Genomic DNA, 15397 nt, shown 5'->3' with positions numbered 1-15397 from the left:
CGGCCTCCGTTTCAGAACACCAGGTGTTCTGCGCGTACAATCATTGACATACCAGAAGTCAGCTGTACACGAACGCCATCTTTGGTGATTTCCACAACGGTGGCGTCCATTGCGTTGTTGCCTGCTTTCACCTTCAGAGCCTGACCGACGCTCAATACAGAGACGTCAGACACCGGGGTAAGGCGTTGCTCTTCACGCGGTGCTTTGGCAGCTGCAGGACGCGGCTTACGCTGTTCACTACCTTCTTTACGGCGAGCCTGCGGCTGAGGACGCGGTTTACGCTCGCGGCGTGCCCCTTCTTCCTGCTGGCCTGCCGCGGCAGCGGCTTCGCGCTTCTTCGCCTGCTGGCTGGCGCGCTGCGCCTGAACGCGGGCTTTGGCTTCTTCGAGCTGCTGACGGGCGTGAGCAACGTGTTGCTCTTCCAGTTCGCCGCACGGGTTGCCGTCGAGATCGACGCGAATCGCTCCCGCTTTCACGCCGTACAGATAACGCCAGCTCGAAGTATAAAGACGTAAGGCAGCGCGCAGTTGGGTTTTGCTGAGATTCATCTCGCCGCCAACTCGCTCTACAAGATCCTGAAAAATACCGATTTTCAGGGGGCGCGCTTCGCCTTCAGCGCTGAAACACTGAGGAAAACGTTCGGCCAGAAACGCGATTACTTCTTTACTGCTATTCAACTTAGGTTGATTTTCCATGAAATTTCCTGATTACAACGGACGTAGCCAACAAGCCGCAGGCATGAACAGGCGTCATTATAATGACGTCATCGCTAAATGCTACGTTATCCGTTGATTATCCTGCGACGTGGGCAAAGATTTTTTGATAATCGGTCGCCGCAATCAGCGTTTCAAGGCGCGAGACCAGCTCTGCAAGCCCCTGTTCGTCTTCTGCGGTGAAGCGGGAATACGCCGTGCTATCGATATCCAATACGCCGATAATCTGATTATTCACCTGCAACGGAAAGACGATTTCCGAATTGCTGGCGGCGTCACAGGCGATATGGCCATCAAAGGCATGGACATCTTCCACGCGCTGGACGCGGTTCTGCGCCACGGCGGAACCGCACACGCCGCGGCCGACAGGAATACGTACACAGGCCAGCTTACCCTGGAACGGCCCCAGCACCAGCGTGTCGCCTTCCAGCAGGTAAAAACCGGCCCAGTTGACCTCTTCCAGGCGTTCAAACAACAACGCGCTGGTATTGGAGATCATTGCCAAAAAACTGGTTTCGCCTGCCATAAGCGCCTGGAAATCGCGGTTCAGATCCGCGTAGAATTCTGTTTTGTTCATTTTTTAATCACTTAGTTGTCTTACTATCTCATCTGCAGATGCCTACTAAAATAAGCATTAAATGCCTTCGGGCTCAAGATGAATTCATTCCTGGGTTAATATAGTGGGATACATTCATTCCCGAACGTAATAAATGCTGATAAAAACACCCTCAATCACGCCGACGAAGAAGATTACCGTTCATTCGGTCAGTTCGCCAACGCCGCATGCGCACTATCAGCGCTGTACGCAGTGCGACATGCTGTTTCGCATACCGGTTGTGAAAAGAAATCAATGCGCCTGGTGTCCGCGGTGCAACACGAAAGTACGCGACGGCCGCGATTGGTCCCTCTCCCGGCTCGCCAGTATGGCGTTTACGATGATGTTGCTGATGCCGTTCGCCTGGAGCGAGCCGCTGCTGCGTTTGCATCTGCTCGGCGTGCGCATTGACGCTAACGTCCTGCAGGGGATCTGGCAGATGACCAACCAGGGCGACCCCATTACCGCCGCGATGGTGCTCTTCTGCGCCGTGGTTGCGCCCGTCCTGCTGGTGGTATCAATCGCCTACCTTTGGCTTGGCAACGTGCTGGGGATGAACCTGCGTCCGGTGCTGCTGATGCTCGGGAAACTGAAAGAGTGGGTGATGCTGGACATTTATCTGGTCGGTATAGGCGTCGCCTCCATTAAGGTCCAGGACTATGCCTTCCTGCAGCCCGGCATCGGCCTAATCGCGTTTATCGCGCTGACCCTACTCAGCATCCTGACGCTCATCCACATGAACGTTGAAGAGTTGTGGGAGCGTTTTTATCCCGAACGACCGGCAATGCGCTACGACACCAATCTTCAGGTTTGCACCGGCTGTCACTATACCGGTTATCGCGACTCCCGCGGCCGCTGCCGCCGGTGCCATACTTCGCTGCATCATCGCCGGCCGCAAAGCCTGCAGCGTAGCTGGGCGGCCCTGATTGCGTCGCTGGTTTTCCTGCTGCCGGCCAACCTGCTGCCGATATCGATAATCTACGTCAATGGCTCGCGCCAGGAAGATACGATTCTTTCGGGCATTATTTCACTTGCCAACAGCAACATCGCTATCGCCGGCGTAGTGTTCATCGCCAGTATTTTGGTACCATTCACCAAAGTTATAGTGTTATTTACCCTGCTGGTCAGCATACAATTCAAATGCGAACAGGGGCTACGTACGCGTATCCTGCTGCTGCGGCTGATTACCTGGATCGGCCGCTGGTCGATGTTGGATCTGTTTGTTATCTCATTAACCATGTCGTTGATAAACCGCGATCAGCTCCTGGCTTTTACCATGGGGCCGGCGGCGGTGTACTTCGGCGGCGCGGTGATTTTAACTATCCTTGCAGTTGAATGGCTGGACAGCCGCTTACTTTGGGACGCTCATGAGTCAGGAAACGCCCGCTTCGCCGACTGAAGCCAAAATAAAAACCAAACGTCGTATCTCGCCATTCTGGTTGTTGCCGGTCATCGCGCTGATGATTGCCGGATGGCTCATCTGGACCAGCTTTGAAGGCCGGGGAACGACGATTACCATCGATTTCCAGTCCGCAAACGGGATTGTTCCGGGGCGTACGCCTATCCGCTATCAAGGGGTAGAAGTTGGTACGGTACAGGATATCTCTTTGAGTAAGGACCTCAGCAAGATCGAAGTTTCCGCCAGCGTGAAGAGCGATATGAAAGACGCGCTGCGCAAAGACACCCAGTTCTGGCTGGTGACGCCAAAAGCTTCACTGGCCGGCGTTTCCGGGCTGGATGCGCTGGTCGGCGGTAACTATATCGGCATGATGCCGGGCAAAGGCGAACCGGAAGATCACTTCGTCGCCCTGGATACTCAGCCAAAATACCGCATCAACAACGGCGAACTAATGATTCATCTGCAGGCGCCGGATCTCGGCTCGCTGAACAGCGGCTCGCTGGTCTATTTCCGTAAAATTCCGGTTGGCCGGGTGTATGACTACACGCTCAACGCCAACAATCAGGGGGTGACGATTGATGTATTAATCGAGCGTCGCTTCACCAATCTTGTTAAAAAAGGCAGTCGGTTCTGGAACGTCTCCGGGATTAAAGCCGACGTCAGCCTGAGTGGCGCCAAAGTCCAGCTGGAAAATCTCTCCGCGTTAGTTAACGGCGCCATCGCCTTTGACTCGCCAGACGACTCCAAAGCGGCGGCGCAAAACGACGAGTACAACCTGTATGAGGATCTGGCGCACAGCCAGCGCGGCGTGCTGGTGACGCTGGAGCTGCCCGACGGCGATGGGTTGAAGGCGGGCTCTACGCCGCTGATGTACCAGGGGCTGGAAGTGGGTCAGTTAACCAAACTCAATCTCAATCCCGGCGGTAAAGTTAGCGGTGAGATGACCGTCGACCCGAGCGTGGTCACCCTGCTTCGGGATAAAACGCTGATTCAAATGAAGAAGCCGAAAATCTCGCTGGATAACCCAAGCGTCAGCGCCCTACTCACCGGCAACACCTTCGAACTGGTACCCGGTGACGGCGAACCGCGCAATCACTTTATGGTTATGCCAGCCGATAAAGCGCTGCTGGATGAGCCTAACGTCGCCACCGTGACGTTATCGGCGCCGGAAAGCTATGGCGTTTCCGCCGGCCAGCCGCTGATGCTGCACGGCGTGAAAGTGGGCCAGGTACTGGAACGCAAGCTAACCGCAGAGGGTGTCACTTTCCAGGTCGCCATTGCGCCGGAGTATCGCAATCTGGTACGCGGCGATAGCAAATTTGTCGTCAACAGCCGCCTTGATGTGAAAGTTGGGCTGGATGGCGTGCAGGTACTCGGCGCCAGCGCCAGCGAATGGGTTGATGGCGGGATCCGCATCATCCCCGGCGAAAAAGGGGAAATGCAGAGCCGCTATCCGCTGTATGCCAACCTGGAAAAAGCGCAGGAAAATAGCCTTAGTGAAATCCCAACCACCACGCTAAGCCTTTCTGCGGAAACGCTGCCCGATGTGCAGGCAGGCTCGGTAGTGTTGTATCGCAAATTCGCCGTCGGCGAGATCATCTCGGTGAAGCCGCGCAGCAACGCATTCGATATCGATCTGCATATCAAACCGGAATATCGCCATTTGTTGACCAATAACAGCGTCTTCTGGGCCGAAGGCGGCGCAAAGGTAAAACTCGACGGTAATGGGCTAACCGTGCAGGCGTCACCGCTGGCGCGCGCGCTGAAAGGCGCCATCAGCTTCGATAACCTCAGCGGCAGCAGCGCCAACGCGCGCTTGAACAATAAGCGTATCCTCTACGCCTCCGAAACCGCTGCCCGCGCGGTGGGCGGCCAGATCACGCTGCACGCTTTCGATGCCGGTAAAATGGCGGCGGGTATGCCGATTCGCTACCTCGGTATCGACATCGGCCAGATCCAGTCGCTGGAACTGATCACGGCAAAGAATGAAGTTCAGGCCAAAGCGGTACTTTATCCGGAGTATGTTGGCACCTTTGCCCGTGCCGGGACGCGTTTCTCGGTCATTACGCCGCAGATCTCTGCCGCCGGCGTTGAACATCTGGACACGATTTTCCAGTCTTATATCAACGTTGAACCTGGCCGTGGTTCGCCGCGCCGCGACTTTGAGATTCAGGACACCACCATCACCGACTCACGTTACATCGATGGCCTGAGTATTATCGTCGAAGTGCCGGAAGCCGGTTCGCTCGATATTGGTACGCCGGTGCTGTTCCGCGGCCTGGAAGTGGGCACCGTGACCGGGCTGACCCTGGGTTCAATGTCCGACCGCGTAATGGTTAAGCTGCGTATCAGTAAGCGTTATCAGTACTTAGTGCGCAACAACTCGGTGTTCTGGTTGGCTTCCGGCTATAGCCTCGACTTCGGCCTGATTGGCGGCGTGGTGAAAACAGGTACCTTCAACCAGTTTATTCGCGGCGGTATCGCCTTTGCCACGCCGCCGGGAACGCCGCTGGCGCCGAAAGCGCAGGATGGCAAGCACTTCCTGCTGCTGGAAAGCGAGCCGAAAGAGTGGCGCGATTGGGGAACGGCGCTACCTAATTAATTCCCAATGTCCCATAAACGCCCCGGTGTCCCGCTCCGGGGCGTTTATGGTAAACTGCGCACCCTTTTTTCTTGTGGTGCGCTGCTCGTGGCTCAAAACGCTGTCTATCTTCCGGAACCCTTCCTCGCTCAAATGCGTGCGGCTATGCCAACGCATCTCTCTTTCGATGACTTTATCGCCGCCTGCCAGCGTCCGCTGCGTCGCAGTATCCGCGTCAATACGTTGAAGATTACGGTCGCTGATTTTCTGCAACTGGTCGCCCCTTACGGCTGGCAGTTAACGCCGGTTCCGTGGTGCGCCGAGGGTTTCTGGATCGAGCGCGATGACGACGATGTATTACCGCTTGGCAGCACCGCCGAGCATCTGAGCGGGCTCTTTTATATTCAGGAAGCGAGCTCGATGCTGCCGGTAGCGGCGCTGTTCGCCGATGGGAACATGCCTGAGCGAGTGATGGACGTCGCCGCCGCGCCGGGTTCCAAAACGACGCAAATCGCCGCTCGCATGGGCAATCGCGGCGGGATTCTGGCTAACGAATTCTCCGCCAGTCGGGTGAAAGTGCTGCACGCCAATATCAGCCGCTGCGGCATCACGAACGTTGCCCTCACCCACTTCGACGGGCGCGTCTTCGGCGCCGCTCTGCCTGAGTGCTTCGACGCGATTTTGCTCGACGCCCCCTGCTCGGGCGAAGGGGTAGTGCGAAAAGATCCCGACGCGCTGAAAAACTGGTCGCCAGAAAGTAATCAGGAGATTGCCGCCACCCAACGTGAGCTCATTGACAGCGCCTTTCACGCTCTGCGTCCTGGCGGCACCCTCGTTTACTCCACCTGTACGCTGAATCGTGAAGAAAACGAGGAAGTGATAAACTGGCTCCTGCAAACCTACCCGCAGGCGGTAGAAGTCCTGACGCTGGATTCACTGTTCCCACAGGCCCGCGAGGCGCTCACCGACGAAGGCTTCCTGCACGTGTTCCCGCAGATTTTTGATTGTGAGGGTTTTTTCGTTGCCCGCCTGCGTAAAACCGCCTCTATCGATCCGCTGCCTGCGCCCGGCTATAAAGTGGGTAAGTTCCCTTTCGCGCCGATGAAAGGACGTGAGGCAGCGGCTGTCACCGCAGCCGCCAACGCCGTTGGCCTGCATTGGGGAGAGCATCTTCATCTGTGGCAGCGTGATAAAGAAATCTGGCTGTTCCCACAGGCGCTGGAAGCGCTAATCGGCAACGTCCGTTTTTCGCGCATCGGGATCCGCCTCGCTGAAACACATAACAAAGGCTACCGCTGGCAGCATGAAGCAGCGATCGCGCTGGCCGCGCCAGAGGAGCCGTTTGAGCTCACCTTAGCGGAAGCGGAAGAGTGGTATCGTGGACGCGATGTCTATCCCGAGGCGCCGCCGCGGCAGGATGAAGTGATTGTCACGTTCCAGGGAACGCCATTAGGACTTGCCAAGCGTGTGGGATCGCGGTTGAAAAACAGTTACCCCCGCGAACTGGTGCGCGACGGCAAACTCTTCGCTGGAAAGTCGTGACCGCGCGCCAAAAAGCGCACTTTTTGACTGGCGATTTACTCCCCGTTGTCTACGCTGAAAAATGACGGCCTAACTGGTCGTACCACAACTCAGCAGACAAACGGGGTGAATGATGAGTAAAACTAACGTACGAATCGGCGCGTTTGAGATCGACGACGCCGAGCTGCATGGCGAGTCACAGGGTGAGCGAACGTTAAGCATTCCTTGCAAATCCGATCCTGACTTATGCATGCAATTAGACGCCTGGGATGCCGAAACCAGCGTTCCCGCCATTCTTAATGGCGAACATTCTGTGCTTTACCGCAAACATTACGATCGCCAATCCGATGCCTGGGTCATGCGCCTTGCCTGACTCAAATGAACCCGTCGCCTGAGACGGGTTATTTATATCCCTCCCCCGCTGCGCCAACTTCCCCTACACTTACCTTATGTTCATTCGCTAATGAGGGCGGGATGTTTGCCTTAGTATTATTCATTTGCTATCTGGACGGCGGGTGCGAAGACATCGTAGTGGATGTCTATGATAGCGAACGACAATGCCTCGTCGCTATGGACGACCAACGAATTCGCCAGGGAGGCTGTTTCCCGGTAGAAGATTTTATCGACGGCTTCTGGCGACCGGCGACGGAATACAGCGATTTTTAAGCGGCTCACTGCAGCTGCACCAGCGTTAGCTCTCCGCCAAACACCGCGCCGGTGTCAATGTAGTGTTGGTTATCGCTATCGTAACGGCGTTTAAGCGGCGTATGGCCAAACCAAAAGTGATCCGCCCCGGCTATCTCACCGTGCCGCCCCGCCAGATGATCGGTTAAACGCTGGCGGCCCCAGAGCACCTGATGTTCGTCCACGGGCAACTGCCAATGATAAACGCTGGCGGGATAGTCGGCATGGGCAATCACGTGGGTGGTATCCTGACAGCGGAGTTCAATGATTAACGGCACATCCCGGCAGCGGTTAAACAGCAAATCAGCCAACCGTTTCTGTTCTTGTGAGGCGGTTGGATACCACTCGCCACCGTTCATCGTCCACAGTGCCATTTCCCCGCTCGCCAGCGCATCCAGCGCCATTTGCTCATGGTTACCGCGCACCGCTCTGAACCACCGGCAACGCAGCAACCCCAGACATTCCACGCTTTGCGGCCCACGGTCAATCAGATCGCCAACAGAAATAAGAAGATCCTGCCAGGGATCAAATTTAAGCTGGCGCAGCTGGGACATTAATAAAGCAAAACAACCATGTAGATCGCCCACCAGCCAAATATTACGCCAGGTGCTACCTGCCAATCGCTGATACATATTTCACCCCCTCTGTTAATTATACAAAATATGTCTGAAAACGAGGTTGAAAATTCATACGTCAATCAACGTTAAACAAGGCGTAAATATAGTCTGGCGAACCATTAAGCTTGTCCCGCGAGATCCGTAAAATAAAAATAAAATAATGACGAGGTATGACATCGTGACGGACAATAGCCTGCATTCATCATGCACACTGCAGCAACGCTCAAATTTGATTGCCGATCTCGTAATGGGGCGTATCACGCCTGCGCCAATCTGGCAAAAACGCAACTTTCGGCTCAAATTCTTGTTGCGTACGGCATTATTTTATCAGCCGACCCGAGAAATGCTGGACACCCTTTCGGCACGTAGTGATTTCCGCCAACTGTTGGCTGCGCAGGCTACGCTTCCAGGTAAAGTACATCGTCAGTATTTAGTGCGCGATCTAAACGCGCGTCAGCGTTCCCAGGCCATCATCAGCCACTATCAGTATGTCGACTCGTTGGGCGAAAACCGGCTGGCGATGGCCATGATATCGCCGTCAGAACTACCGTTACTGACCCTGTCCGCTAAAGATGATGCGGCCTTTACGCTCTTTGCCTCGTCAGCCGGGAAAGCAGAGCGGGAAGGTGAAACCACCCTTTGGCTTCGCGATAGCCATCACCAGTTGTTGGCCAGCGTCACGTTTAGCGTAATCCGCCACCAAGGGCAGTGGCAACTGGTCATCGGCGGCCTGCAGGGGCCCCGCCGCCATGTTTCCCATGAGGTGATTAAACACGCGACCCGCGCCTGTTACGGCCTGTTCCCTAAGCGCCTGCTGCTGGAATTCATCTGGCTGTTGGCCGGCCAAAGCAATATTCAGGCTATTTACGCCGTTAGCGATAATGGCCACGTGTTCCGCGCTCTGCGCTATCGCTTAAGCAAAGGCCGGCACTTCCATGCCAGCTATGATGAGTTCTGGCAATCAATTGAAGGTGTGCGTGAGGATAGTTACCGCTGGCGCTTGCCGCTGAAACTGGAAAGAAAATCGCTGGAAAGTATCGCGAGCAAGAAGCGCGCCGAATATCGCCGCCGTTTCCAGCTAATGGATGAGATGGCCGTACAGGTGGCTAATCTGCTAAGTGTAAAATAAATATTCACGTCTTATTACGAAAAAAATTCGCCGTTTTAAATAACGGCGTTTTCATTTGTACATTCTTTGGTTAATATCGTGGCCTGTTGATAATCGGTTTAAGTTGGCCATTGACCCATGAGTAAAACTGAGATTTTCCTGCTGCTGGTTATCCTGCTTATTTTAGGCAGTGCCCTGTGGTTTATTTTCAGTGACGAGATATGGGTATTGGTCAGCTATCTGGAAACGTCACTTTATCCGGCACTGATCGCGCCAGAATAATTCTCCATATTGCTCGTGGCCGAAAACTTAGTTCAATTATTAACAACTTGCAGAATTACGACGTCGATTAGCCGAAGAACCGCATTAATTGTAAAACATTCCATCATTGCCTTATTTCATTTGTCATACAAATATGTATACTGACGACTTCCGATGTAGACCCAATTTTCACCTGCACCATGGGTCTGGTTGCGTGCAGGTGTCTTCTTTTCTGCTGTTTTTATATGCTCATCCCTACCAACTTTTTCCCTGGCATTTCGCTAAAAATATGCGCTAACACGACAATTGCAAAAATTGTACACAGTCCCCCCTTCCCCACCTCGCCATACGCAGAATTTACAACGCTCAAAACACCTAAAAACCAATAATAAAAACAAACATTCACAAAATATAAAGCATAAAACACCATAAAAACACTGACTATAAGTTCATTGTAAAAAAATGAGCATTTTTCCAGAGAGCGATTATATGTTGATTAATGGGATTAATCTCATGCTCACAAAAACAGGGTTTTACTTAGCGGCTTTCAATCCAGAGGTTCATCATGAACGTCAACACTATTTCGCGCATTTTGCTTGGCGGCTTTATCACAACAGCGCTTCTCGTTCAGGCGCCATGGGTCACTGCAGCTGGGCTAACCACAGGTACATTGACGGGTCAGGTCGGGGTGCAATTGACTATCGGCTCGGGCTGTACCGTCACCAATGGTTCCAGCGCAAGCGGCGTAAACAACTGGGGGACCATTGATTTCGGCACCTATAGCGATTTGGTTAACGCCATAGATAGCAATCTGATTGGCAGCGGCGGCGCCAGCGCTGTCTCTATCGTCTGTAGCAATAACCTTCCCGCAACGCTGACTTTGAATAACGGCCAGCATGTAGGAACAACCGGACTGCGCCAAATGCAAAGCGCCGACGGCGATCAAATTGCCTACCGGCTTTACTCAAATAGCACCCGGCAGGCCGAATTTACCAGTGCCGGTATCGGCATCACGGGGACAGGTAGCGCACAGGAAATCCCAATTTATGCCCGAGTGCTGCCGGCGGACCAAGGAGGCGTAACCGCCCCTGCTGCGGGCTTCTACCAGGACATGGTCACCGCGACATTAACCTGGTAACACTGTGGAGAAATGGATGTCATGTCGCGCACAATTTGGCTACTCATATTCTTTTTTTCGACCACAGCCGTCTGGGCTGACACCGCGCAGAAAACCTTCAAGGTTACCGCCCAGATCACGACCGGCTGCCTGCTTGGCAACGGAACAGGAACACCTGGCGCTGATTTTGGCACCTTAAATTTTGGCTCCATGTCGTCGCTTTATAGCAATGTTGATGTCGCTAGCTCCGCTGGCGCTGGCTCAATCGTCGTCGCGTGTACGCCGGGGATGGCGATCTCGCTGGCGCTTGACTACGGTGTCAACGGCGGCTCCGCGGCCCAACGCTATATGTCCAACAGCACCGGCAATACGCTGGCTTACCAGCTTTTTCAGGATGCTAACCGCTCTACCGTTTGGGGGACCGGCGCTCAAGCTTACAGCGTCGCCTCATTCCCCAACACGACACAAACTTATACGGTTTATGGCCGCCTTTTTGCCACGAATGGCTTTCCGGCGCAGGGTTCATACAGTGATACCGTTACGGTCACGCTGACCTATTAAAATAAGACAGGTTGAATATGATTCGTCGTTGTATTGTTGTTTTGCTGGGTTCAGCAATAAGTACTAACGCCTGCGCCGCCAGCTCGGTGCTGGTCTGGCCTATTTTTCAAACCATCAGCGCCAGCGAAAAAGGCTCTGAACTGTGGCTGGAAAACCGCGGCGAGACGGCGGTCAATTTACAGCTACGCATCTTCGGCTGGGATCAAAAAGAATCGAAAGATGTTTACGCCGATCAGAATGACGTCGTCTCCAGCCCGCCCTTTGCCAATGTGCAACCCGGCCAGCGTCAACTTATCCGCCTGATGCGCGTTTCGCCAGTCGCCAGCGGCCAGGAAAAATCATACCGTATCGTGATTGACGAAATCCCCGCGGCGCAACCGATAAAACAGACAGACAAAAGCTCCGCCGGCCTGAATATGCGCATGCGTTACGTATTGCCTCTGTTCACCTATGGGCAGGGTGCGGATCCGTTGAAGCTGGAAAACGGCATAGAGCTGCTACGAACCACGTTAAACTGGTCACTTAGCGGTCAGAGTCTGTGCATTAACAATGGCGGAAATCAGCACGCCAGGCTGAGTAACGTCTACTGGGCAACCGCTGCGGGAAAATCGCAGATAGAACAAACGCAGGGTTTATTGGGTTATGTACTGGCTAAACGCCGCGTCTGTTTCCCGATCTCAGGTCACCCGGAAAATAGAGCCGGTATACGTCTGTATGCGAAGTTAACGGATAATAGCCAGGCGGTGGAAATTCCGGCAGCGCGTTAATTATGAGGCTCCTCATTGGAACCTGCGGTCTGCTGGTCATCGCTTCGGCAACGACCTGGTCGGCGACTTATGATTCTTTACCTGCACCTGCGGCTATACTCAGCCAACAGCAGGAGTACGTGCTGTATTTGGGTATTTCCGTTAACGGTAATACTCCCGTGGGAACCGTACCGGTTAAAGTAGTAAATAATCGTTATTGGGTCTCTGCGGCTGTACTCAAGCAGCTGTGGATCCCGGTGCCCGATGGCAAAACGCTGGTCGATGTCGGGCAGTTAGCAGACGTCAACGTCGTCTACGATCAGGCCGGGCAGATGCTGAAATTAACCGTTCCTGATAGCTGGCTGCCGGAACAGCATATTGGCAATAGTCGCGAACAGGAGTATCTGCAGGCCATCAGTACCCCAGGACTGTTGTTTAACTATGACTCCTACAGTCTGGCATCTTCCGCCGGCGACCGAACCACCAGTACCTCTACGGAATTTCGCTTTTTCGGCCCGGCGGGCGTTTTTTCTAATAATGCCGTTATCAGACAAAACTGGTCATCCCGCCGCGATGATAGCCAACAGGGATATATCCGCTACGATTCGCTGTGGAAGTATAGCGATCCTGAAAATATGCTCAGCTACCAGGCAGGCGACGTGGTGAGCAATGCGTTAACCTGGAGTAGTTCGGTGCGCCTCGGCGGTATTCGCCTCAGCCGTAACTTTTCGGTTCGTCCGGACCTGGTCACTTACCCGTTATTGAATCTATCCGGTAGCGCAGCAGTCCCTTCAAGCGTCGATCTGTTTATCAACGGTTATAAAGCCAGCTCAACGCAAATTAACGGCGGTCCGTATACCCTGACTAACGTGCCGTACATTAGCGGCGCTGGTGAAGCAACCATCGTCACAACCGATGCTCTTGGCCGTCAAGTCTCTACCAGCGTCCCTTTTTACGTCTCAAACACCCTGCTGCGCCAGGGACTCAGCGATTTCGATTTTACCCTCGGCGCGTTGCGTAATAACTACGGCATTAAAAATGCCGACTATGGCGCTGGTGCCATCAGCGCAATTTATCGCTACGGTTTAACCAACTGGCTCACGCTGTCAATGCATACAGAAGATCGGCAAGGATTAACTAATGGCGGGGTTGGCAGCGACATCGCTATTGGCGCGCTGGGTACGCTGAGTCTGTCCGCCAGCACGAGTAAGGGCGATGGGCAGGGTGACCAGTATTCCGCTGGTTATTCGTATTACGGCAATATCTGGGGGATTAACTATCAACATATTCAACGCAGCGAGAATTTCGCTAATCTCTCCAGCTATCGATCGACGGTAACGCTCAGCCGTCAGTCAGACCAGGCAACATTAAGCCTCAGCCCATGGGGAAAAATACTGGGTTCATTTAGCCTTGGTTATTTCGATATCCAGGCGCAGGATGACAGCCGCACCCGCCTGATGAACTTATCCTGGAGCCGTAGCCTGTGGCGAAATAGCAGCTTCAACATCAGCATTAACCGGGATCTGCAGGCAAATACTTATTCCAGTATGATGCAGATAACCATTCCTTTCGACAGTTTCGGCTCATTGCAGTTAAGCAGTCAGCGCGCCAGCTCCGGCGAATGGGGGCAAAACGTCGCCTACAACCGCTCCGCTCCCGCAGACGGTGGATTAGGTTGGAATTTGGCCCACTCCGTTACCGGAGATCGCTATAGTCAGGCGGATTTAACCTGGGTAAATGATGTTTCAACGTTAAGTGGCGGTTATTACGGTTCCCAGCATGATAATCAGGGCTGGTTTGAAGCAGCTGGTTCGGTGGTGTTGATGGATAGCAGCCTGTTCTTCGCGCGCAGGATCAGCGATGCGTTTATCGTCGTCTCGACCGCTGGCTATCCGGATGTCGCAGTTAATTACGAAAACCGTAAAGTCGGAACGACCGACAAGAGTGGCCATCTGCTAATCCCGTGGGCCACCGCCTGGTATCCTGGCAAAGTGACCCTCGACACCTTACCGCTGCCCACGGACGTTGAGGCTAAAGTCGTAGAAAAACGAATTGCGATACGGGAATCCAGCGGCGCGCTGGTGGATTTCCCGGTCACCCGCGTCCGTTCCGCTTCGATTACCCTGGTCGATGAAGCGGGCAACCCTCTTCCGCCAGGCACGTCGGTTGAAGAAGTCAGCAGCCAGCAATCGGGGCTGGTTGGTTACGACGGACTGGTGTGGTTCAGTCATCTCACTCAACACAACAAATTGGTTATTCACGCTGCCAGCGGCGTGTGTACGGCGCAATTCGAGTTGCCGGAATCAACGCCGGTACCGCAACGTATCGGCCCGATTAGCTGCCATTGAAGAATAAGGATAGAAAATTGAAACATCTGTTTTTACTGTGCGCGCTATTCTTTCTGCTTTGTGCAACGGCGCGCGCGGATATTAGTTGTTCATTTCAGCTCTCAAACGATGCAAGTTTTGGTTCTGTTGACTCCTTTACGCTGGCAAACACTCAGCAAACGGTCAAATCGGGGTCTGGTTTTTCCTGTTCCGGCAGTGCCCTATCGCTACTCAGTACAAATACGATAAACGCCAGGATTCTTTCCTCCGATCATCCCTCGGGCACCACACCCCAAATGATGAGCACCACCGGTACCGACGTGGTTCCTTACAACATCTGCTCAGATACCAATTGTTCGGAAATTTACAATATTGGCTATACCAAAACATGGAGTATCACTTCACTCATCGGCCTGCTTGGGTTATTTAATGCCAGCGACGGTTCGCTGCCTTTGTATTTGAAGATCCCGGCCGGACTCAACGTACCTGCGGGTACTTATACTGACACCATTAGTATTCATTGGGATTACCGGATTTGCGTTTCCGGCATTATTACCTGCAACTATGCCACCGGCCAGCAAACCGTCACGCTGAATGTGAAGCTAATTGTTACCAATTTCTGTTACATCGATAATGCTCCTGATGTCGCCTTTACTCCGGCGTCAATTCCTTCAAGCTTTACCACGCTTAGCAACAAACTTTCCGTTCGCTGTACTAAAAACGCAACCTATACCGTCAACCTCACCAGCGCCAATGCCCTCGCTGGCGGATGGCGGCAGCTTATTGCGAGCATTAACCAGGTGAATTACGGGTTGCAATATCAGTTTTATCAGCCTTCAGGTAGTGCATGGACGCCAACCAATAATCTGAGCTTCAGCGGCACCGGCGCATCACAGGATGTAAACTACACAGTACAGATAAATCCCAGCCAGACCAGTAAACCCGCAGGAGTATATTCGGATATCGTCACCGTCACCGTGACCTATTAAGAACGGTACAGGATTCCGGCCAGCATGTCTGAACTCGGCCATTAACGGGACAAATTTTATGTAAAAATAATGTTAAGAGTGTTTTTGTTGTGATATAAGGGGAAAAGCTGAGCGTTCGGCCGTTTGGGCAGTCAAAAATGGATATTATTAACTCGCTGAACTTCAGATAAAAAGAGAC

The 15397-nt window shown here is 53.5% G+C and carries 14 protein-coding genes and 1 pseudogene; 12 read left to right on the top strand and 3 right to left on the bottom strand.

Annotated features, from left to right (window positions below; all coding sequences use genetic code 11):
- Positions 1-11: 11 nt before the first annotated feature.
- On the bottom strand, positions 12-695 hold the full coding sequence (proQ, locus tag PGS10_RS14155; protein ID WP_015366026.1) for an RNA chaperone ProQ: 684 nt from the start codon (positions 693-695) through the stop codon (positions 12-14).
- Positions 696-776: 81 nt separating this feature from the next.
- Positions 777-1290, bottom strand: a pseudogene (locus PGS10_RS14150) (GAF domain-containing protein).
- Between the two features lie 133 nt (positions 1291-1423).
- Between PGS10_RS14150 and yebS the strand changes: the two are divergent.
- From yebS to PGS10_RS14125, 5 genes are all read left to right on the top strand, one after another.
- Complete coding sequence (gene yebS, locus PGS10_RS14145; RefSeq protein ID WP_316423111.1) at positions 1424-2707, top strand: membrane integrity lipid transport subunit YebS; 1284 nt, start codon at positions 1424-1426, stop codon at positions 2705-2707.
- Entirely contained in the window at positions 2676-5309 is a 2634-nt protein-coding gene (locus tag PGS10_RS14140) for a PqiB family protein (RefSeq protein ID WP_045390368.1), read from the top strand. The genes yebS and PGS10_RS14140 overlap by 32 nt, the downstream gene beginning before the upstream one ends.
- A gap of 87 nt (positions 5310-5396) precedes the next feature.
- Positions 5397-6830 (top strand): 16S rRNA (cytosine(1407)-C(5))-methyltransferase RsmF, encoded by a 1434-nt coding sequence (gene rsmF / locus PGS10_RS14135; RefSeq protein ID WP_074165435.1) that lies wholly within the window; start codon positions 5397-5399, stop codon positions 6828-6830.
- A gap of 112 nt (positions 6831-6942) precedes the next feature.
- Positions 6943-7182, top strand: a complete 240-nt coding sequence (locus PGS10_RS14130; RefSeq protein ID WP_015705939.1) for a YebV family protein — start codon at positions 6943-6945, stop codon at positions 7180-7182.
- Between the two features lie 101 nt (positions 7183-7283).
- Positions 7284-7475, top strand: a complete 192-nt coding sequence (locus PGS10_RS14125; protein ID WP_045376105.1) for a YebW family protein — start codon at positions 7284-7286, stop codon at positions 7473-7475.
- 5 nt (positions 7476-7480) lie between these two features.
- Here PGS10_RS14125 and pphA read toward each other — a convergent pair whose 3' ends face one another.
- Positions 7481-8125 (bottom strand): protein-serine/threonine phosphatase, encoded by a 645-nt coding sequence (gene pphA, locus PGS10_RS14120; protein ID WP_047045310.1) that lies wholly within the window; start codon positions 8123-8125, stop codon positions 7481-7483.
- Positions 8126-8270: 145 nt separating this feature from the next.
- Between pphA and PGS10_RS14115 the strand changes: the two genes are divergently transcribed.
- The 7 genes from PGS10_RS14115 (at position 8271) to PGS10_RS14085 (ending at position 15219) form a co-directional block, all read left to right on the top strand.
- On the top strand, positions 8271-9239 hold the full coding sequence (locus tag PGS10_RS14115) for a VirK/YbjX family protein (RefSeq protein ID WP_047045312.1): 969 nt from the start codon (positions 8271-8273) through the stop codon (positions 9237-9239).
- Positions 9240-9356: 117 nt separating this feature from the next.
- Positions 9357-9500 carry an Ecr family regulatory small membrane protein gene (locus tag PGS10_RS14110; protein WP_113771553.1) on the top strand — a complete coding sequence of 48 codons (144 nt, stop codon included), beginning with the start codon at positions 9357-9359 and terminating at the stop codon, positions 9498-9500.
- A gap of 544 nt (positions 9501-10044) precedes the next feature.
- Positions 10045-10617, top strand: coding sequence for a Csu type fimbrial protein (locus tag PGS10_RS14105; RefSeq protein WP_047077759.1), 573 nt, complete (start codon positions 10045-10047; stop codon positions 10615-10617).
- A gap of 21 nt (positions 10618-10638) precedes the next feature.
- Positions 10639-11157, top strand: coding sequence for a Csu type fimbrial protein (locus tag PGS10_RS14100; protein ID WP_213797650.1), 519 nt, complete (start codon positions 10639-10641; stop codon positions 11155-11157).
- A 17-nt stretch (positions 11158-11174) separates the two neighbouring features.
- Complete coding sequence (locus tag PGS10_RS14095) at positions 11175-11924, top strand: fimbrial biogenesis chaperone (RefSeq protein ID WP_047077757.1); 750 nt, start codon at positions 11175-11177, stop codon at positions 11922-11924.
- Positions 11925-11926: 2 nt separating this feature from the next.
- The gene (locus PGS10_RS14090) at positions 11927-14251 is read left to right on the top strand and encodes a fimbria/pilus outer membrane usher protein (RefSeq protein WP_047077756.1); all 2325 of its coding nucleotides are present in this window, start codon (positions 11927-11929) and stop codon (positions 14249-14251) included.
- Between the two features lie 17 nt (positions 14252-14268).
- A complete protein-coding gene (locus PGS10_RS14085; protein ID WP_047045323.1) occupies positions 14269-15219 on the top strand; it encodes a Csu type fimbrial protein in 951 nt (316 codons plus the stop codon).
- Positions 15220-15397 lie beyond the last annotated feature (178 nt).

This window comes from Klebsiella sp. 141153 (genome assembly GCF_032601995.1).
Classification (GTDB): Bacteria; Pseudomonadota; Gammaproteobacteria; order Enterobacterales; family Enterobacteriaceae; genus Klebsiella; species Klebsiella aerogenes.
The sequence above is the reverse complement of the archived record's forward strand: the minus strand, read 5'-3'. Positions and strand labels throughout refer to the sequence as shown.

Coding starts and splice junctions, on each gene's coding strand:
- PGS10_RS14125 (WP_045376105.1), top strand. CDS start 7,284: ATGTTTGCCTTAGTATTATTCATTTGCTATCTGGACGGCGGGTGCGAA.
- PGS10_RS14105 (WP_047077759.1), top strand. CDS start 10,045: ATGAACGTCAACACTATTTCGCGCATTTTGCTTGGCGGCTTTATCACA.
- PGS10_RS14110 (WP_113771553.1), top strand. CDS start 9,357: ATGAGTAAAACTGAGATTTTCCTGCTGCTGGTTATCCTGCTTATTTTA.
- PGS10_RS14095 (WP_047077757.1), top strand. CDS start 11,175: ATGATTCGTCGTTGTATTGTTGTTTTGCTGGGTTCAGCAATAAGTACT.
- PGS10_RS14100 (WP_213797650.1), top strand. CDS start 10,639: ATGTCGCGCACAATTTGGCTACTCATATTCTTTTTTTCGACCACAGCC.
- PGS10_RS14090 (WP_047077756.1), top strand. CDS start 11,927: ATGAGGCTCCTCATTGGAACCTGCGGTCTGCTGGTCATCGCTTCGGCA.
- proQ (WP_015366026.1), bottom strand. CDS start 695: ATGGAAAATCAACCTAAGTTGAATAGCAGTAAAGAAGTAATCGCGTTT.
- pphA (WP_047045310.1), bottom strand. CDS start 8,125: ATGTATCAGCGATTGGCAGGTAGCACCTGGCGTAATATTTGGCTGGTG.
- PGS10_RS14115 (WP_047045312.1), top strand. CDS start 8,271: ATGACGAGGTATGACATCGTGACGGACAATAGCCTGCATTCATCATGC.
- PGS10_RS14130 (WP_015705939.1), top strand. CDS start 6,943: ATGAGTAAAACTAACGTACGAATCGGCGCGTTTGAGATCGACGACGCC.
- yebS (WP_316423111.1), top strand. CDS start 1,424: ATGCTGATAAAAACACCCTCAATCACGCCGACGAAGAAGATTACCGTT.
- PGS10_RS14140 (WP_045390368.1), top strand. CDS start 2,676: ATGAGTCAGGAAACGCCCGCTTCGCCGACTGAAGCCAAAATAAAAACC.